Origin of the sequence: Streptomyces sp. NPDC001868, assembly GCF_040297125.1 — a bacterium.
In the GTDB taxonomy this organism is placed as follows: Bacteria; Actinomycetota; Actinomycetes; order Streptomycetales; family Streptomycetaceae; genus Streptomyces.
In genome coordinates this window covers 64173-82458 of the sequence record NZ_JBEOYO010000041.1, presented here as the reverse complement: position 1 = coordinate 82458, position 18286 = coordinate 64173, and the positions used below count along the sequence as shown (strand labels likewise).

Genomic DNA, 18286 nt, shown 5'->3' with positions numbered 1-18286 from the left:
GGACGCTTCCTTTGTACTCACCCAAGCTAGTCTCGGGCTTTCCTCCGGGCAGTTTCCCTTCGGTCTTGCTGTCTTGCGTTTCCGACTCTATCAGAACGTTTTCCGATCCGATTTCCTCGGTGCTTTCCAGGTTTCCGCTTCCGCGTTTCCCTTTCCGGCGGTTCCGACTCTATCAGATCCTTTCGGGCCTGATTCCCAGTCAGCGGGGCTTGTCTTTGCGGCTGTTGGGCCGTTCCGACGTTCCAAACCTTAGCGGATCTGCTCGGCAGTTCCCAATCGGGTCTGTCGAACCCAAATCGAATTGCATTCGGGCACGCCGAATTCATCCCGACTGGGTGATCGTGCTGGTTGGTTTGGTTGCCGCTCAGAGCGGCGGAGGTGCTGTCGCAGAACCGTTAAGGCTCCGTGGCAACCCGAAGAACTTTACGGATCGCGGGGTGGACTGTCAAGCCTCCCCAGAGTCCCCCGCGCTCAAACCTCCAACTCCCCGGCGTACGGCCTCAGTCGAGGTCGGTGAGGCGGCCGCCGGCGTCCGGCTGGGCGTCCTCGACTCGGCGCAGGAGCCGGGTCAGGACCTCGCCCAGGACGGTGCGCTCCAGAGGGGAGAGGTCCTGGAGGAGGTCCTCCTCGAAGACCGAGGCGAGGCGCATGGCCTCCAGCCACTTCTCGCGCCCCTCGGGGTTCAGCTCGACGATGACGCGTACGCGGTTGGTCTCGTCGCGCTCCCTCGTCACCAGACCCTCCGCGACCATGCGGTCGATGCGGTGGGTCATGGCGGCCGGAGTGAGGCCGAGCCGCTTCGCCAGCTCGCTCGGGCCCATGCGGTACGGGGCGCCGGAGAGAACGAGGGCCTTGAGGACCTCCCACTCGGCGTTGCTGATGCCGAGCGCCGAGGTCTGGCGGCCGTAGGCGACGTTCATACGGCGGTTGAGGCGGGAGAGCGCCGAGACGATCTTCTCTACCTGGGGGTCGAGGCCCTGGAACTCGCGCTGGTAGGCGGCGATCTGCTCTTCGAGGGTCGGCTCGGCGCTGCCGGAGGTGCCTGGGGTGTCGCCCATGGGGCGAAGTATGGCACGACGGCGCTTGGCATCGAAGTCCTTCGGCATGTACTGTTTAGGTTCTAAGTTTTAGCTTCGAAGTCTTCACTGCTAACGCTTGAGTGCTCCAGTCAGCGGGCCGGTGGGCTTCCCTTACCTAGGCAGGTGAACGTGACCAGGGGGTTGGGCGCAGCGATGCGCCGGATTCATGTGGGTAACGCGCTCGGCGCGTTCGGACTCGGCTTCACCGTCCCGTATCTGTACGTCTATGTGGCGCAGGTGCGGGATCTCGGTGCGACGACGGCGGGGCTCGTGCTGGCGGTCTTCGCCGTGGCCGCGTTGGTGGTGCTGCCCTTCGCCGGGCGGGCCATAGTCCGGCGCGGACCGCTTCCGGTGCTGCTCACCGCCCTGGTCACCGCCTCCGTCGGGTCGCTGAGCCTGGGGCTGGCCTCCACCGCGACGACCGTGCTGTTGTCGGCGGCGGCGCTCGGGGCGGGGCAGGCCGTGACGCAGCCGGCGCTCGCGACGATGATCGTCGACTGTTCGAGTGCCGAGAACCGGTCCCGGGCCTTCGCCACCCAGTTCTTTCTGCAGAACCTCGGGCTCGGGGTCGGCGGGCTCATAGGCGGGCATCTCGTCGATGCCACGCGCGCGGGCTCCTTCACCCTGCTGTTCTCCATACAGGCGGCGATGTTCCTGCTGCTCGTGGGTGTGATGGCGACCGTGCGGATGCCGCGGGCGCCGAAGGTCGAGGGGATGCCGGGCGGGGCGGCGGCCAAGGGGAGCTGGAAGCAGCTGCTCGGCAATCGGGCCATGGTGCAGCTGTGTGTGCTGGGGTTCGTGCTGTTCTTCGCCTGCTACGGGCAGTTCGAGTCGGGGCTCAGCGCGTACGGGGTGGAGGCCGCCGGGATATCGACGTCCGCGCTCGGTACGGCGCTGGCCGCCAACACCGCGGTGATCGTGGTCGCGCAGTTCGCCGTGCTGCGGTTCGTGGAGCGGCGTCGGCGGTCGCGGGTGATCGCCGCCGTGGGGCTGATCTGGGCCGTCGCGTGGGGCGTGGCCGGGTTCGCCGGGCTGGGGCAGACGAGCGAGACCATGGCGACCGCCGCGTTCGTGTCGACGTACGCGCTGTTCGGGCTCGGGGAGGCCATGCTGTCGCCGACCGTCGCGCCCTTGGTGGCCGATCTGGCGCCGGTGGGGATGGCCGGGCAGTACAACTCCGCGTTCGCCCTCGTGAAACAGCTCGCGTTGGCGGTCGGTCCGGCGGTGGGCGGTCCGATGGGGGCGTCGCTGCACGCGCCGTACATCGTGACGTTCCTGGTTCTGTCGCTGGGCATCGCGGTGCTGGCGGTGCGGCTCGGGCGGCAGCTCACGGGGGTGCAGGATCGGCCCGCGCTGGTGGGCAGCCGGGTGGTCGCCAGGAGCGGGGCCGCCGCGGATCCGGTGGCGGCGCGGGCCTGATGTGCCGGTCCTGAGGAGGGGAGTCGCTGGGACTCCTCCCCTCAGGCCTCAGGTGGCTCGGGCTTCGGTCACACGGAGCTTGTGGGCGGAAAGGACGGCGGCGAGGAGTGCCGCCGCGTAGGTCGCCGCGGCGAGCACCGCCAGTTGCCACCACGGAACGCTCAGGACGAATCCGGAGATCTGGAAGGCGAGGACCACCGTGGGGACCACCGCGATCAGCAGACCGAGGAGGGTGCTCACCGCGATGAGGACGGCGTGCTGGCAGAGCAGCACCTGGCGGGCCCAGCGCGGGGGGATGCCCACGGCGATCAGCCGGGCGAGATAGCGGCGGAGGATGCGGGTCTGGCTGCGGGTGGCGGCCAGTACGGCGGCCAGGGCCAGAACCACCAGGCCCACGGCGGTGGCCAGGAGCGCCGCCGGGGGCACCGGATCGTCGGGTTCCACATGGATCAGGACGGCTCCGGCGTCCATACCGGCGTTGACGACGGCCTGTTGCAGGGCTCGGGCGTCGGTGTCGGGGACGCCGGTGACCATGATCGGTCCATGGGTCTGGATCGGTAGTTCGAGTGCGTCCGCGGTGGCGCGGAGCATGATGCCGTCGGAGCCGGTGCGCCACTCGGCGGGAGCGACCTCGACGGAGGCGGTGGGCAGCTCGGCGGTGGTGCCGAGGATCTTGTCGCCCTGGCGGACGACGAGAGCGGTGCGGGTGTTCGCGCCGGTGGGGGCGTCGGGGGCGTGGGCCCAGACGAGCAGGCCGCCGTCGCGCAGCAGGGAGGTCTGGGCGGGGTCGAGCCGGCGGCCGATCAGCCGTTCGACGTCGGTGGTGTCGGCGGCGGTGAGCAGGCTGCCGTCGCTGCTCTTCCGGCTCGCCATACGGGGGTTGTCGGGGTCGCCGTCCAGCAGATAGCGCGTTTCGGTGCGGGGCAGTCCGTCGAGCGTGCCGGAGGCGTCGACCGTGTGGAGCAGGGTCTTGCCGGGCGGGAAGGTGTCGCTTCCGGTTCCGGCCAGCAGGACCTGGCCGGCGAGCACGGAGGGGTACGACTGCTTCTCGGCCGTACGGATCAGGGTGTCCAGGAGGGTGACATAGCCCAGCGACGCCCCGAACAGCACGGTGAGCACGGCCAGGGCGGCGCCGGCCCTGGAGCGGTCGCCGGCGAGCTGGCGGCGGACCAGCCGACGGCGGGGACCGCCCTCCGGCAGCAGCTTGAGGACCCCGGAGAACACCTCGGGGATGATCAGGAGGACGGCGGTGATCAGGATGCCGGTGAGGATCATGGCGTGGGCGGGTGAGTCGACCCAGCCGGCGTACACCACGGTGGCGCACCAGGCGGCGACAGCGAGCAGATGCCGGGCGTCGCGGGCCCGGCGGGCGGCCGGGCGGGCGGTGGCCGGGGCGTCGTCGTTCTCGGCGGGCGGCCGGGCGGGCTCGTCGCGTCGGGTGCGGGCGAGGACCGCGCCGGCGATCAGGCCGGTCACGAGGACCACGGCGACGAGCCGCAGCGCGGGCGAGACGAGGTCGTCGAGGGGTCCGGCCGGGCTGTCGCGCAGGTGGGAGATCAGCAGCCGCGCGCCGAGGCCGACCGCGACCCCGGCCACGGCTCCGCAGAGGGCCGCGGCCAGTGACCAGGCCAGCGCGGCCAGCGCGGGGGCCAGCGCGGCGGTCGTACGGGGGACGCCGACGGAGGTCAGGGAGGCCGTGGTGCGGCGGAAGCGGCGGCCGTTCAGTCCGAAGACGAGCAGGACGGCCGCCGCGGGCACCAGGAGCGACGGGACGGTGTAGCCGGCGGGGGTCTTCTCGATCCAGGTCTTCTGCGGGCGGGCCACGAGCTGGTCCCTGGTGACCAGGGTGGTGGCCACGGTGTTCTGCCCGTCCTCGCGGAGCGCGGCGGCTTCGGGGCTGTCGCCGCCGCGCTCGGCCCAGGTGCGGGCCGCGGCGGTGAAGGCGTCCACGACCTGCTGCTGCCTGTCCCCCGCCCACATCAGGTCCAGCTGGGCGGTCAGTACGGGGAATCCCTTGCTGAGGGCGGGGTCGAGTCCGGCCCAGGTGCCCGGTCCGAGCAGCAGGTTGGTGGTGTCGGCGGCCCGGTCGTCGACGGTGGCGACGACCTTGAGCCGGACGTCGCCCAGCACGGTGAGGGTCTCGCCCACCGGGGTCCGTACGTCGTCCGGCTCGGTGACGGCCACCTCGCCGGGACGGTTCGGCCACTCGCCCGACAGCAGCTCGTACCTCTCGGGGTACGGCCGCGAGGCCCAGTCGCTCTCCAGCGCGGTGACATTGCGGGCCGGTGTGGTGTTCAGCTGTACGTCGGTCGCGCTGAGCACGGTCCGGGCGTCGGTGGCTCCGGTGTCGTGGACCCGGGAGCGGAGGTCGGTGAGGAAGGTGGCGTCGCCCGGTGGCAGGGAGACCCCGCTGCCGTAGCCGACCTTGGCGCCGAAGCGCCCCAGTTCGTTCTCGGCGACCTGTTCGCCGGACAGCGACAGCGTCCGCAGGGTGACGAACATGCCCATCACCAGCAGCCCGGCGACGAACACGATCGCCACCGACCGGGCCAGCGCCCGCGAGCGGGCCAGCCGCCGGGCGAGCCGCGTGGTCAGCCGGGCCCGGCCGGCGAACGTCATGGGGCGGCCGGACGGCTGGGGGCCGGGTGCGGTACGGGTGTGGGTCGCGCGGGTGCCGGTCGTACGGGCGGGACGCGTGGGTCCGTCGGACGGGCGAGCCCCGGACGAGGCGTCCCCGGCTGCGCGGTCCTCGGTCGTGCGGTCCTCGGTCGTGCGGTCGTCGGTCATGCGGCGCCGGGCCCCCGTGTCGTCTCCGTGGCGGTCACTGGCGGGATTCCAGGCGGCCGTCGACGACCTCGTAGACCGTGTCGGCGAAGTCACGGCAGCGCGGGTCGTGCGAGCAGATCACGGCCAGGACGCCGTCGTCGCACAGTTTCCGGAACAGCTCGAACAGTTCGCCTGTGGTCGTCGAGTCGAGGGCGCCGGTCGGCTCGTCCGCGAGCAGGACCGAACGCTGCCCGGTGAGCGCCCGGGCGACGCCCACCCGCTGGCGCTGTCCCCCGGACATCTGCCACGGCAGGCGGTCCTCCAGGCCGGCCAGGCCGACGCGGGACAGTTCGGCCAGCGCCTGCTCACGGGCTTCGGCGACCGGGAGACCACAGGCCTCCAAGGGCAGCGCGACGTTCTCCACCGCGCTGAACTCCTCGATCAGGTTGTGCTCCTGGAACACCACGCCGACGGTGCGCAGCCGGAGTTCCGCCCGCCGGGCCTCGTCGGCCGTGCTCACGTCGACGCCGCCGACCTGGATCTCGCCGGAGTCGGCGAGATCCAGGCCCGCGAGCAGGTTCAGCAGGGTCGACTTGCCGGAGCCGCTGGCGCCGTAGATGCACACGAACTCCCCCGCCCGGGCGGTGAAGTCCACGTCCCTCGCGGCCCATACGGTCTCGGCCGCGGAGTGATAGGCCTTGCACAGTCCGCTCGTCCGGACGAGCGGTGCGCCAGCGGCTGTCGTCAACTCAGCACCCGTTCCTCGTACGCCACGACGTGATCTCGTCGCTGTTCCAGGGGGCGACGTTGTTGTCGGTGTCGTTCCTGTGCATGTCCTGCTTGTCGCCGGAGCCGTTGGAGTGCTCCGCCATACAACCGGTGTGGGTGACCGAGCGGTTGGCCCACGAGTCCATCTCGTCGTTGCGGTCGCCGGTCAGGTTGGTCCACGTGGTGGAGCCGTGGCCGCGTTCGCCGATCAGCCAGTGGAAGTCGTTGTTGCCCCACAGGCACATGTTGTTGGTGTTGCACTCGCTCAGCGACGCGTGGGCCACGCCCCCGGTGGTGAAGAGGCTCGCCCCCACGAACATCGTCGCCGCTATGGCTGTCTTGATTCTCATTCTTTTCGTTCCCCCATCGTGTGCGGTCTGTTCGCACACCACGCTGGAGCACCATCCGTCACCGCTGTATCCCACGCTCGGGGGAGTCCTGATTCCGTCGCACCCGGCAGGGGAGTTGACACCGGTGCGCGGTCCTCGTAGGGACACCGAGCGCTTGACCGCCCCACCCCCAAGTGTGAAGCTGCACGCGGTTGTTGAAGCCTAAAGAACGCTCTTGACCACAGCGTGTCTTTCGTGTCCAACCAGCCTTGTCTGACGGGGGAACAGAATGATTCGTGTCGCGTTGGTGGCGCCCATGCTCTCCGCACGCATCGCGGTTCGCACGGTATTGGAGGAAGTACAGCAGTTCACTCTTGTCGCCGAGGGAGCTCCCGGCACTCTGGCCGACATCGTGCGCTGGTCGCGGCCCGATGTCGTGGTGATCAGCCACGCCGCGGAGAGCGAGGCCCTGCACACGCTGCTACGGCTCGAAGGACCCGCGGGCGTCGTGCTCTGCGAGCGGCTCACCGGCCACGGAACCCGCCAGCTGCTCCGGCAGGGCGCGACGGGCATCCTGCTCCGGGCCACGGCACCGGCGCATCTGTCCTGGGCGGTGGCCGCCGTCGCGCAGGGCGGTCTCGCGCTGGACCCCTGTCTGACGGAGGCCATGAAGGACGCCTACGCCAGACCCGCTCCCCCGGACCGGGAACGCGCGTCGGCCGAGGAGCTGATGTCGGCGCTCACCCCGCGCGAACGGGAGATCCTCGCGCTCGTCGGCGAGGGCCTGCCCAACCGGGAGATCGCCGACCGCCTCAACCTGAGCCCGGACACGGTCAAGGACCATCTCCGGCGCATCTACACCAAGCTCGGCGTCGAGACCCGCCTCCACGCGGCCCGGGTCGCCTGGCACGCGGGGATCGACACCGCCCGCCCCCGGGTGCCCGAGTCCGTGTGACGGTGGGCGGCGGGGACGCGGTGGGGTCGCGGCGGGGGTGCGGCGGGGGTGCGGCCCCCGTCGCTCAGGTCTTCCGCGGCAGGGCGAACTCGCACCAGACCGCCTTGCCGCCGCCCGGGGCCCGTCGGCTGCCCCAGTTGGAGGCGATGGTGGCGATGATGGCGATGCCCCGGCCGGACTCGTCGGCGGGATCGGCCCGGCGGCGGCGAGGGAGGTGGTCGTTGCCGTCGGTGACCTCGACGATCAGGCGGCGGTCGGTGCGGCGCAGCCGCAGCCGCATGGGCGGGGTGCCGTGCTGGAGGGAGTTGGCGACGAGTTCGCTGGCCGCCAGGACGCCCAGGTCGTGCAGTTCCGGCGGGAAGCGCCAGCTGCTCAGGACGCCGGAGGCGAAGGCCCGGGCGCGGGGGGCCGCTTCCACGCCGCCGAGGAGTTCCAGGGCGGCGTTGCGGAACAGCTCGCTGTCGGCGCCGACGCGGGCCGGGTGCTGGAGGACGAGGACGGCCACGTCGTCGTCGTGGTCGGCGGTGACGCCCGTCGAGCGGACCAGGCGGTCGCAGACGACCTGCGGAGTGCCGGTGGCTCCGGACAGGGCGCGTTCCAGGGCGGCGATGCCCTCGTCCAGGTCCTCGTTGCGGCGCTCGACCAGGCCGTCCGTGTAGAAGACGGCCGTGGAGCCGGGGCCGAGGGGGATCGAGCCGGAGGAGTGGGTCCAGCCGCCGGTGCCGAGCGGGGGGCCGGTCGGTTCGTCGGCGCGCAGGACCGTGCCGCTCTCGTCGCGGACGAGGATGGGCAGATGGCCGGCGGAGGCGTAGACCAGGCGGCCCTCGTTGGGGTCGTGGACGGCGTAGGCGCAGGTGGCGATCTGGTTGGGGTCGATCTCCGTCGCCAGGCCGTCCAGCAGCTGGAGCACCTCGTGCGGCGGGAGGTCCAGGCGGGCGTAGGCGCGGACGGCCGTACGCAGCTGGCCCATGACGGCGGCGGCGCGGACGCCTCGGCCCATGACGTCGCCGATGACGAGGGCCGTGCGGCCGCCGCCGAGGGTGATGACGTCGTACCAGTCGCCGCCGACGGCGGTCTCGGTGCCGCCGGGGTGGTAGACGGCGGCGATGCGCAGGTCGTCGGGCTGTTCCAGCTCCTGTGGCAGGAGGGAGCGCTGGAGGGTGACGGCGGTCTCGCGCTGGCGGCGCTCGCTGGCGCGCAGGCGCTCGGCGGCCTCGGCGTGGTCGGTGACGTCGGCGGCGAAGATCAGGACGCCGCCGTCGGCACCACCACCGGAACCGGCACCGGCACCGCCGTCGCTCTGCCCGGCGCCGCTCGGTACGTCGACGGGGGTGCAGGTGATCGTGTAGCTGCGGCCGCCGGCGGCCTTGCGGGACTTGACCGTGCGGGGTCTGGAGCTGCGCAGGACCTGGTCGAGGAGCGGGAGGAGGCCGAGGGCGTCCAGCTCGGGCAGGGCCTCGCGGGCCGGTTCGCCGAGGGGGCGGACGCCGAAGGCCGCGACATAGGCGTCGTTGACGTAGGCCGTGCGGTGGTCGGGGCCGTGGACGAGGGCGACGAGGGCCGGGATGCGGTCGAGGATCTCGCGGGTCGGGAGGTCGTCGACGGCGGGTACGGCCGGGGTGTCGTCAGGGGGGTCGTCGGTCTGCCGTTCGGCACGGGCCGCGGGCACGGAGCCGTCCCCCCGCCGGTCCGGGGTGACCGTGTGTTCGGTCCGCGCTGCGGCGCGGCGCTGCGTACCGGGGAGCCGGGCGCTCCAGCGCGTGAAGTTCACCGAATCCTTGCCTCGTGCCTCGTGTGGTCGTCTGTGGCCGGCTCCGGATCCGGCCGGTGGCCCGGGGGGTTGCCCCGGGTACGGCGGTGGGGGACGCCTGGTCGTGGGTGCGTGTGGGCGAGGGGGTGGCCCCGCCCGGGATGATGGATCACGTCACGGACCAGTCTGGCCGACCGGACCGACATCCGTCAGACGTCGGCCTGAACGGTGGAGTTCCTGGATCCGGTCAGGACGACCCCTTCGGGTCCTCAGGAGCCTTTCCACCGGCCGCGAGTTCGAACTCCGCACGGGGATGTTCGAGTGAACCGAGCGAGACGATCTCCCGCTTGAAGAGCCCGGAGAGGGTCCATTCGGCGAGGACGCGGGCCTTGCGGTTGAAGGTCGGCACCCTGCTCAGGTGGTAGACGCGGTGCATGAACCAGGCCGGGTAGCCCTTCAGCTTCCGCCCGTACACATGGGCGACGCCCTTGTGGAGTCCCAGGGAGGCGACCGAGCCGACGTATTTGTGCGAGTACGTCTGGAGGGGCTCGCCGCGCAGGGAGCGGGTGATGTTGTCGCCGAGGACGCGGGCCTGGCGTACGGCGTGCTGGGCGTTGGGGGCGGTCTCCCTGCCGGGTTCGGCGGTGACGTCGGGGACGGCGGCGGCGTCACCGGCGGCCCAGGCGTGCGCGACGCCCTCCACGGTCAGCTCGGGGGTGCACTTCAGGCGACCGCGCTCGTTGAGCGGCAGATCGGTGGCGGCGAGGACCGGGTGCGGTTTCACCCCGGCCGTCCACACGACCGTACGGGTCGGGAAGCGGGCTCCGTCGCTGAGGACGGCGACGCGGTCCGCACACGATTCGAGGCGGGTGTGGAGCCGTACGTCGATGTTGCGGCGGCGCAGCTCGGTGACCGTGTAGCGGCCCATCTCCTCGCCGACCTCGGGGAGGATCCGGTCGGAGGCCTCCACGAGGATCCACTTCATGTCCTCGGGCTGCACGTTGTGGTAGTACCGCGCGGTGTAGCGGGCCATGTCCTCCAGCTCGCCGAGCGCCTCCACGCCGGCGTAGCCGCCGCCCACGAAGACGAAGGTCAGGGCGGCGTCGCGGATCGCGGGGTCGCGGGTGGAGGAGGCGATGTCCATCTGCTCGATGACGTGGTTGCGCAGGCCGATGGCCTCTTCGACGGTCTTGAAGCCGATGGCGTAGTCCGCGAGCCCGGGGATCGGCAGGGTGCGTGAGACGGAGCCGGGGGCGAGGACGAGTTCGTCGTACGCCAGCTGCTCGGACTCCGTGCCCTCCTCCTCGTTGGCGAGAGTGGTGAGGGTCGCGACGCGTTTGGCGTGGTCGATCGCGGTGGCCTCGCCGATGACGACCTTGCACTGGTCGAGGACGCGGCGCAGCGGGACCACGACATGGCGGGGCGAGATCGAGCCCGCCGCCGCCTCCGGAAGGAAGGGTTGGTACGTCATATAGGGGTCGGGGGACACGACGACGATCTCGACGTCACCGCGTCCGAGTTCCGGTTTCAGCTGTCGCTGCAAGCGCAGCGCTGTGTACAGCCCGACGTATCCGCCGCCGACGATGAGGATGCGCATCCGTTCCTTCACCATCCCATGACGCACCTTGCTCGTTGGTTTGTCCACAGGCCCGGCAATTTGTGTGACCGGTCTCCACAGGGGCGCGGGGTTGGCCGATTTACCGGCGTGTGCGGCAGGTGCGCAGGTCAGATGGTGTGAGCCGGGTGGCAGGAGGGGGCGCAAACCGGACGTAAACCGCCCGTACTCCGATCGAGGGGGGCTCCGTGCGGAACGTGCCCCTTCTGAATTGACTCCCTCTCAACTATGTTCGTGTGTCGACGGGGTGTAGGGGGATGCGTTCAAGAGGTTCGGTCGGGTCCGGGGTCCGGATCTCCGGCGAAAGGAGAATCGGCGGCCGCCGAGGACCTTGGACGCTCGTTCCGCCGCTCCGGCTTCCGATGACGGGGAGAGTCTCCGGGGGGAGACGTCATTACCGGGGGAACATGTATGCATATTCAGGAGTCTCATTGGTCGTCCGCGTCCACGATCGCACCCAGCGGTGCGATCGGCTCGGCGGGCGGCAACGGACGCGGTGACGGAGTGCGTTCCACTCCGCTCCGCGTGGACGCACAGCGCAACCTCGAACACGTGCTGCGTGCGGCGCGCGAGGTCTTCGGCGAGCTGGGATACGGCGCGCCGATGGAGGACGTGGCCCGCCGCGCGCGGGTCGGTGTCGGCACGGTGTACCGGCGCTTCCCGAGCAAGGACGTCCTGGTCCGGCGGATAGCCGAGGAGGAGACGTCTCGGCTCACCGAACAGGCCAGGGTGGCGCTCGGGCAGGAGGAGGATCCGTGGCAGGCGCTGTCACGGTTCCTGCGGACGTCGGTGGCCTCGGGTGCCGGGCGGCTGCTGCCGCCGCAGGTGCTGCGGGTCGGGGTCGCGGACGACGTGGCCGGGGCCGGGGCCGGGGCCGATGGGATCGGCGCGGTCGTTGTGGACGAGGCGCGGGTTCCGCAGCAGCGGGCTCAGCCGGCGGCCGAGCTTCGGTTGGTGTCGGCGGATTCGGGTGCCGGTTCGGGTGCGGGTGCCGTTTCCGGTGCCGGTGGCCTGGGTGGGCCGGTGGATGATGCCGGGGCTTCGGCGCTGCTCGAGGTTGTGGGGCAGTTGGTGGAGCGGGCTCGGGCCGCGGGTGAGCTGCGGGAGGATGTGACCGTGGCGGATGTGTTGTTGGTGATCGCCACGGGGGCGCCCGCGTTGCCGGATGCGGCGCAGCAGGCTGCCGCGTCGGCTCGGTTGCTGGACATTCTGTTGGAGGGGTTGCGGTCTCGGCCTGCCTGATGGTGGGTGGGTGAGGGTCGGTCTCTCCGGGGCGGTGTGGGGTGGGTTTTTCGCCCCCGCCGCCCCTACCCGTTCCCATCCCCAGGGGCGCTGCCCCTTCGACCCCGTGGGGGGTGGGGGTGGTGTGGGGGGGTGGGGGGTGGTGTGTGTGGGGGGGGTGCGTTGTCGGGTGCGGGTTCGTGGGGGTTCTCGCGCAGTTCCCCGCGCCCCTAGAGGGCCTGCGGCCCTCCTCGGGCTCGCGCAGTTTCCCGTGCTGCTGAAGGGGCTGCGGTCCTCCAGGGGCGTGGTACGGCTGGCTTGTTACTCGTATGGGTGAAGGCATGTACCGGGGGCTGGGGGATGCGCTCGGACGGGTGGTATGCCCTTAGTGCTAGGGGCTGAACAAAAGCCAATATGGCACTCTGCCCTGGTGTTCGGGACTGGGTCGGCTGGCGGCGGGGGCTTCCGCGATGGGGTTTGACGGGCGGGACGAGTCGAGGGCCGAGGCGGAGGCGGGGCCTCAGGTGCCCAGCCAAGGGGGGCGGGGGGTTCCGGCGCAGTGGGACCGGTTCGACTCCGGGGTGCTGCCGCCGCGGGCGCCCTCCGACGCCGATCTGATCGCGTGGATGCGGTCGGGGGACGACTCGGCGTACGAGGAGCTGTACCGACGGCACGCGGAGGCCGTACGCCGGTACGCGCGGACCTGTTGCCGGGACGCGCATACGGCCGACGACCTGACCGCCGAGGTCTTCGCCCGGATGCTGCAGGCCGTGCGGGGCGGGTCCGGGCCCGAGCACGCCGTACGGGCCTATCTGCTCACGTCCGTGCGCCGGGTCGCCGCCACCTGGACGAGCTCCGCCCGGCGGGAACAGCTGGTCGACGACTTCGCGGTGTTCGCCGCGCAGGCGTCGCGCGGGGCCGAGGTCTCGGACACCGACACGCTCGATCTCGGCGCGGATGTGCGGGCGATGCACGAGGCCGAGCAGTCGATGGCGATGCGGGCGTTCCGTTCGCTGCCGGAGCGGTGGCAGGCCGTGCTCTGGCACACGGAGGTCGAGGACGAGTCGCCGAGTGACGTCGCGACCTTGTTCGGGCTGGACGCCAATGGGACCCGGGTGCTCGCCAGTCGGGCCCGGGAGGGGCTCAAACAGGCGTATCTGCAGGCCCATGTGAGCGCCACGCTCGCCGGGAACTCCGCGGAGTGCGGGCGGTACGCCGACCGGCTCGGCGCGTACGCCCGGGGCAGTCTGCGGACGCGGGCCGAGCGGGGGCTGCGCGCGCATCTGGAGGAGTGCGCGGCGTGCCGGCTGGCCGCGGGGCAGATCAAGGACGTCGCGAGCGGGATCCCGGCCGTCGTACCGATCGCGGTCATCGGGTGGTTCGGCGCCGCCGGGTACGCGAAGGTGGCCGCGCTCGTCGCCGGTGGCACGGGGGCCGGCGCGGCCGGGGCCGCGGGGGCGGCGGCCGCCGCGAGCGGGGGTTCCGGCGGTGCGGGCGCTACGGGCGCGGGGGCCGGCGGTACGAGTGCGGGTGCGGGTGGCGGCGGTACGAGTGCGGGTGCGGGTGGCGGCGGTACGAGTGCGGGTGCGGGTGGCGGCGGTACGAGTGCGGGTGGCGGGGTCGCCGCCGAGGGGCTCGGTGCGCCGGCGAAGGCCGGGATCGCGGTGAGTGTCGCCGGGATGGTCGCCGCGGCGGTGGCGCTCGCGCTGGCGAACGACGAGGTGAAACCCAAGGAGCCGTTGGCCAAGCCGTCCGCCTCGCAGTCCGTCGAGGCCGCGCCGCGGCCGGATCCCCCGACGCCGCCGGACGAGGAGCCCGCGCCGGGCGCGCCCGGCGTGATGGTGCCGGTGTCCAAGCCGCTGTCGGCACCGACACCCTCACCCTCGCCGTCGCGGGCGGCGACACCGGCTCCGTCCGTGAAGCCGACACCGACACCGACACCGACTCCCACCCCCACACCCACTCCGCCCCCGGCTCCCGCGCCGCCGAAGCCGTCGCCCACGCCGACCCCGGCACCCCCTCCCCCGCCTCCGCCCGCTCCCCCGGCCGTCTATCAGTGGAGCGAGCTGCGGTACGGCGTCCTCGGCGACGGCACCGAGCCCGAGATGCGGCTCGGGGAGAGCGGCTGGGTCTGGCAGCGGTACGGGGTGTCGATCGCCGGGAAGCGGTACGCGCACGGGGTGACCGTGCACAGCCACTCCTCCGTGACCATCGACCTCAACCGCCGCTGCGGCTCGTACGACGCGCTCGTCGGCGTCGACGACCTGACGCACGGCCTCGGCAAGGTCTACTTCTCCGTCTACGGCGACGGGGTCCGGCTGTGGAGGTCCGGGCTGGTGCGGGGCGGGGACCCGGCGGTCCCGGTCCATGTGAATCTCGGCGGGCGGAAGACCGTACGGCTGGTCGTCGAGCCGCACGGTCACGACGGCCCGCCGGTGTTGGCGGACTGGGCGGAGTCGCGGTTCAGCTGCTGAGGGTTCGGCCCTGAATCCCTCAGTCCTGAATCCCTCGGCCCTGGATCCCTCGGCCCTGGATTTCTTTCAGGGCCTTGGACAGGTCGGCAAGGGCGTCGGTCGGGGTGTAGGCCGCGCCCGTGGTGTGTTCTTCCAGGTAGCGGGTGGGGCCCAGGGCAGTGCGGGCGGCGCTCTCCGCGCTCCCGATGTCGTGCCGGGCGGGGAGCGGGAGCGGCTGGGGGTGGTCGCCGCGCCAGCCGGCTCCGGCGGCGAGGAGGCGTACGGCGCACGGGTGGTCGCCCAGGCCGGACAGTACGGTCGCGGCGCTGTCGGCCATGGCCGCCGTCACGCTCTCGGCGCAGCCGTTGTCCACGGTCGTGCGGAAGGCCTCGGTCAGGCGGCGCAGGCCGGCTTCCGGGCCGGACTCGGCGGTCGTCAGGAGGCCGTCGACCAGGTCCATGAACGCCTTGTGCTGGGGCGGGGGTGTGCCTCGGAGGGTCTCCTCTTCGGCCAGTCGCCACAGTTCGCGGGCGTGGGAGATCTCGCCGTCCACCAAGGCCATGTGGGCGCGCAGGAGGCAGACGAACGCGCGGGAGTCCGGGGCGCCGAAACGGTCCGCCGCCGCCGTGGCCTCGTCCAGCGCGGCCAGGGCGGTCTCGCGGTCGCCCAGGCGGTAGGCGATCTCACCGAGGCGGGCGATCAGGAACGGTGCCTCCGCGTTCGCGCCCACCTCGTACGCGAGGCGCAGGGCCTCCTCGTACTCCTCCTTGGCCCGCGTGAAACGGCCTCGGGCCATCGCCGCCTCGCCGGCCGCGCTGCGGACCTGGGCGCGCATCCAACGGTCGCCCACGCGGTCGGCGATCGCGCGCAGTTCGGCGAGGTCGTCCTCGACGCCGCGCAGGTTGCCGGAGGAGTCGACGAGCATGTGGGTGCGGAGCATCAGGGTGAAGCCGAGTTCCCAGTCGCCGCCGTGGACGCGGCAGTTGGCGACCGCGTCGTCCATCAGCGCGCGGATGTCGACCGAGACGGCGCCGTCCAGGATGTACGCGGTCAGGGGCCAGACCAGGCCGGGGAAGCGGGCGGCGGCCGGGCCGGTGTGACCGGACTCCCGCTTCAGACGCGCCACGTACTCACGGGCCTTCGGGTCGTCCGGTACGCCGATGGGGCCGGACTCCGCCGCCAGGGCGAGGTGGAGGAGGCGCAGGGCGATGCGGTGGCTGTGGCGGGGGTGGCGGGACGGGGCGGGCTCCGCGAGGAAGGCGGCGATGTGGTCCGCTGCCTCGGTCCCGGTCTTGGTCCCGGTCTTGGTCCCGGTCTCGGTCCCGGTTTCGGTCCCAGCCCCGCTCTCGGTCCCGGTTCCGCTCTCGGTCCCGGTCCCGGTCTCGCTCGGATCGTTTCGTCCGGCCGTACCTCCCGTAGCGCTCGGGCGGGAGGGCTGAGTGGTGTCGTCGGTGTGCGGTGTCGTGGTCAGGGTCAGGATGCGGTCGACCCAGTGGGTGCCCTCGTGGCGGAAGTTGCGGAGCCACCAGAACCAGCCCATGGCGAGGGCCAGGGCGGTGGCGGCGGGTTCGTCGGCCGCGGTGAGGGCGCGGTGGAGGGCGGCCCGGATGTTGTCGAGGTCGGTCTCCAGGCGGTGGATCCAGGGGAGTTGGCCGGCGGAGCGGAGGAGGGGGTCGGCCTCGGCGAGGAGGGCCAGGATCCAGGTGCGGTGGCGGAGTTCGGCCGCCGTGCGGAGGGCCGGGGTCTCGGCGGCGCGTTCCGTGGCGTACTCGTGGATCGTCTCCAGCATCCGGTAGCGCATGACGCGGGTGTCGTGCTCGTACGGGGTGGCGATGATCAGGGACTTGTCGACGAGGGCGCCGAGGATGTCGGCCGTGGGGACGGGGCCGTCCGCGCAGACCGTTTCCGCCGCCTCCAGGTCCCAGCCGCCGGCGAAGACCGACACCTCGCGGAGCACCGTGCGCTCGGGCTCGTCCAGCAGGTCCCAGGACCAGTCGACCACGGCCCGCAGTGTCTGCTGGCGGGGCAGGGCCGTACGGCTTCCCGAGGTGAGGAGGCGGAAGCGGTCGTCGAGGCGGTCGGCGATCTGGCGCGGGGTGAGCAGGCGCAGCCGGGCGGCGGCCAGTTCGATGGCCAGGGGGAGGCCGTCGAGGCGGTGGCAGATCTCGTCCACGGCCCCGGGGTCGGCGCGCAGGACGGCGTCCGCGTCGGGGCGTACGGACGCGGCGCGCTCCGCGAAGAGGCGGTGGGCCGGGGCCGGGAGCAGGGGCTCCACCGGGCGTACGGACTCGCCGAGCACGCCCAGGGGTTCGCGGCTGGTGGCGAGGATCGTGAGGCCGGGGCAGTGGGTGAGGAGGGTCTCGGCGAGTTCGGCGGCCGCGTCGATCACGTGTTCGCAGTTGTCGAGGATCAGGAGCAGTTCCCGGCGGGCGCAGTGCTCCACGAGCAGGGTGAGCGGGTCGGCCTGCGGTGTCGTCAGGTCGTAGGTGTGCTGCGGGTCGTAGGTGATCAGCGCGGTCTCGCGCAGGCCCAGGGCGCTGAGCACCGCGCCCGGTACCGCGTCGGGGCGGTCGAGCGGGGCCAGTTCCGCCAGCCAGGCCTGGGGGTGGCCGGTGGCGGCCTCCTCGGCGAGGCGGGTCTTTCCGGAGCCGCCCGGGCCGGTGAGGGTGACGAGACGGGAGGTCTTCAGGTCGGAACGGATCGCGTCGAGTTCTGGGGCCCGGCCCACGAAGGAGGTCAGGCGGGGGCGGATGTTTCCGGTGCGGATGTTTCCGGTGCGGAGGTGGGTGGGGGTGGGGGCGTGAGTGGGGGTGCTTTCGAGGGGTGGCTGTGGGAGCGGTCGGGGGGTCAGGAGGGTGTGGTGGAGGGTGCGGAGTTCGGGGGACGGGTCCGTGCCGAGGGTGTCGCGCAGGGTTCGGCGCAGGTGCTCGTAGGTCGTGAGGGCTTCCGCGGTGCGGCCCGTTTCGTGGAGGGCGCGGAGCAGGAGGGCGTGCAGGGGTTCGTCGTGGGGGTGGGCCGCGGTCAGTTCGCGGAGTTCCGGTACGACGTCGGGGGCCCGGCCCAGGTGGAGGTCCGCCTCGACGCGGGTGCGGAGGGCCTCCGTGCGCAGGGCCTCCGGGCGGGCGGCGGCGGTGCGGTCGGGGAGGTCGGCGAGGGCGGGGCCGCGCCAGAGGGTGAGGGCCTCGCGGAGGGTGGTGGCGGCGGTGGCGGGGTCCTGGGCGGACAGGGCGGTCTTGGCGTCGTCGACCAGGCGTTCGAAGGCGAAGAGGTCTACGGCGGTGGGGGTGGTGGCCAGGCGGTAGCCGCCGGGTTCCGAGGTGACGGTGTGTCTGCCCAGGGCTCGGCGGAGGCGGGCGATGAGGGCCTGGAGGGCGGCGGGGGCGTCCGCGGGTGGGGTGTCCGGCCAGATCTCGGATATGAGGGTGGGGGTGGGGACGGGGTGGTCGGGGCGTAGGGCGAGGGCGGTGAGGAGGGCGCGGATGCGGGGGCCGGGTAGGGGGATGGGGGTGCCGTGGTCGTCTTCTGCGTGGGTTGTTCCCAGGATTGCGTACCGCACCGGGTCATTGTCGCCCTGGTGGGTGTGGGGGGCAGGCGTTTTCTCGCCCCCGCCGCCCCTACCCGTCCCATCACCAGGGGCTGTGCCCCTTCTGCCCCCCTTCTCCGGGGGCTGCCGCCCCCAGGCCCCCGCCAGGGGATGAGGGGGGCCTTGCGTGTTCTTGTACGTGCCGGAGCGTCGTGGCTTGTCGCGCAGTTCCCCGCGCCCCTGGAAAGCCTGGGGCTGCGCCCCGGCTTGGACCTGGAGGCCCCGCAGCCCTGGGAAGCCTGGGCCGCACACCGGCTTGGGCCTGGAGGCCCGCAGCCCTGGGAAGCCTGGGCCGCACACCGGCTTGGGCGTAGGCCGTCGAGTGTCTGAAGGCAGGCCGCGCCTTGG

General features: G+C 72.3%; 11 protein-coding genes. 4 read left to right on the top strand and 7 right to left on the bottom strand.

Annotated features, from left to right (window positions below; all coding sequences use genetic code 11):
• Window positions 1–500: 500 nt before the first annotated feature.
• The gene (locus ABT147_RS34470; RefSeq protein ID WP_351413582.1) at window positions 501–1058 is read right to left on the bottom strand and encodes a MarR family winged helix-turn-helix transcriptional regulator; all 558 of its coding nucleotides are present in this window, start codon (window positions 1056–1058) and stop codon (window positions 501–503) included.
• 174 nt (window positions 1059–1232) lie between these two features.
• Between ABT147_RS34470 and ABT147_RS34465 the strand changes: the two genes are divergently transcribed.
• Window positions 1233–2498, top strand: coding sequence for an MFS transporter (locus ABT147_RS34465; protein ID WP_351413590.1), 1266 nt, complete (start codon window positions 1233–1235; stop codon window positions 2496–2498).
• Between the two features lie 48 nt (window positions 2499–2546).
• On the opposite strand, the gene ABT147_RS34460 is transcribed toward ABT147_RS34465, so the two are convergent.
• The 3 genes from ABT147_RS34460 to ABT147_RS34450 are packed head-to-tail and all read right to left on the bottom strand — an operon-like array spanning window position 2547 to window position 6382.
• Complete coding sequence (locus ABT147_RS34460; protein WP_351413580.1) at window positions 2547–5285, bottom strand: hypothetical protein; 2739 nt, start codon at window positions 5283–5285, stop codon at window positions 2547–2549.
• Between the two features lie 34 nt (window positions 5286–5319).
• A complete protein-coding gene (locus ABT147_RS34455; protein ID WP_351413578.1) occupies window positions 5320–6012 on the bottom strand; it encodes an ABC transporter ATP-binding protein in 693 nt (230 codons plus the stop codon).
• A gap of 1 nt (window position 6013) precedes the next feature.
• A complete protein-coding gene (locus tag ABT147_RS34450; RefSeq protein ID WP_351413576.1) occupies window positions 6014–6382 on the bottom strand; it encodes a hypothetical protein in 369 nt (122 codons plus the stop codon).
• Between the two features lie 295 nt (window positions 6383–6677).
• On the opposite strand from ABT147_RS34450, the gene ABT147_RS34445 reads away from it, so the two are divergent.
• Window positions 6678–7316, top strand: a complete 639-nt coding sequence (locus ABT147_RS34445; protein ID WP_351413575.1) for a LuxR C-terminal-related transcriptional regulator — start codon at window positions 6678–6680, stop codon at window positions 7314–7316.
• A 64-nt stretch (window positions 7317–7380) separates the two neighbouring features.
• On the opposite strand, the gene ABT147_RS34440 is transcribed toward ABT147_RS34445, so the two are convergent.
• Together ABT147_RS34440 and ABT147_RS34435 are read right to left on the bottom strand one after the other, a co-directional pair.
• On the bottom strand, window positions 7381–9087 hold the full coding sequence (locus ABT147_RS34440) for an ATP-binding SpoIIE family protein phosphatase (RefSeq protein WP_351413573.1): 1707 nt from the start codon (window positions 9085–9087) through the stop codon (window positions 7381–7383).
• Window positions 9088–9313: 226 nt separating this feature from the next.
• Window positions 9314–10678 (bottom strand): NAD(P)/FAD-dependent oxidoreductase, encoded by a 1365-nt coding sequence (locus ABT147_RS34435; RefSeq protein WP_351413571.1) that lies wholly within the window; start codon window positions 10676–10678, stop codon window positions 9314–9316.
• 414 nt (window positions 10679–11092) lie between these two features.
• Here ABT147_RS34435 and ABT147_RS34430 point away from each other — a divergent pair, with 414 nt between their 5' ends.
• Complete coding sequence (locus tag ABT147_RS34430; RefSeq protein ID WP_351413569.1) at window positions 11093–11923, top strand: TetR/AcrR family transcriptional regulator; 831 nt, start codon at window positions 11093–11095, stop codon at window positions 11921–11923.
• 449 nt (window positions 11924–12372) lie between these two features.
• Window positions 12373–14376: a sigma-70 family RNA polymerase sigma factor gene (locus ABT147_RS34425; RefSeq protein ID WP_351413567.1), complete on the top strand. Its 2004-nt coding sequence runs from the start codon at window positions 12373–12375 to the stop codon at window positions 14374–14376.
• A 19-nt stretch (window positions 14377–14395) separates the two neighbouring features.
• On the opposite strand, the gene ABT147_RS34420 is transcribed toward ABT147_RS34425, so the two are convergent.
• Window positions 14396–17911, bottom strand: coding sequence for an ATP-binding protein (locus tag ABT147_RS34420; protein ID WP_351413565.1), 3516 nt, complete (start codon window positions 17909–17911; stop codon window positions 14396–14398).
• Window positions 17912–18286 lie beyond the last annotated feature (375 nt).

What these genes read in the sequence shown, in the direction of transcription:
- ABT147_RS34465 (WP_351413590.1), top strand. Translation starts at nt 1,233, where the DNA reads ATGCGCCGGATTCATGTGGGTAACGCGCTCGGCGCGTTCGGACTCGGC.
- ABT147_RS34430 (WP_351413569.1), top strand. Translation starts at nt 11,093, where the DNA reads ATGCATATTCAGGAGTCTCATTGGTCGTCCGCGTCCACGATCGCACCC.
- ABT147_RS34470 (WP_351413582.1), bottom strand. Translation starts at nt 1,058, where the DNA reads ATGGGCGACACCCCAGGCACCTCCGGCAGCGCCGAGCCGACCCTCGAA.
- ABT147_RS34435 (WP_351413571.1), bottom strand. Translation starts at nt 10,678, where the DNA reads ATGGTGAAGGAACGGATGCGCATCCTCATCGTCGGCGGCGGATACGTC.
- ABT147_RS34450 (WP_351413576.1), bottom strand. Translation starts at nt 6,382, where the DNA reads ATGAGAATCAAGACAGCCATAGCGGCGACGATGTTCGTGGGGGCGAGC.
- ABT147_RS34460 (WP_351413580.1), bottom strand. Translation starts at nt 5,285, where the DNA reads ATGACCGACGACCGCACGACCGAGGACCGCACGACCGAGGACCGCGCA.
- ABT147_RS34425 (WP_351413567.1), top strand. Translation starts at nt 12,373, where the DNA reads ATGGGGTTTGACGGGCGGGACGAGTCGAGGGCCGAGGCGGAGGCGGGG.
- ABT147_RS34445 (WP_351413575.1), top strand. Translation starts at nt 6,678, where the DNA reads ATGCTCTCCGCACGCATCGCGGTTCGCACGGTATTGGAGGAAGTACAG.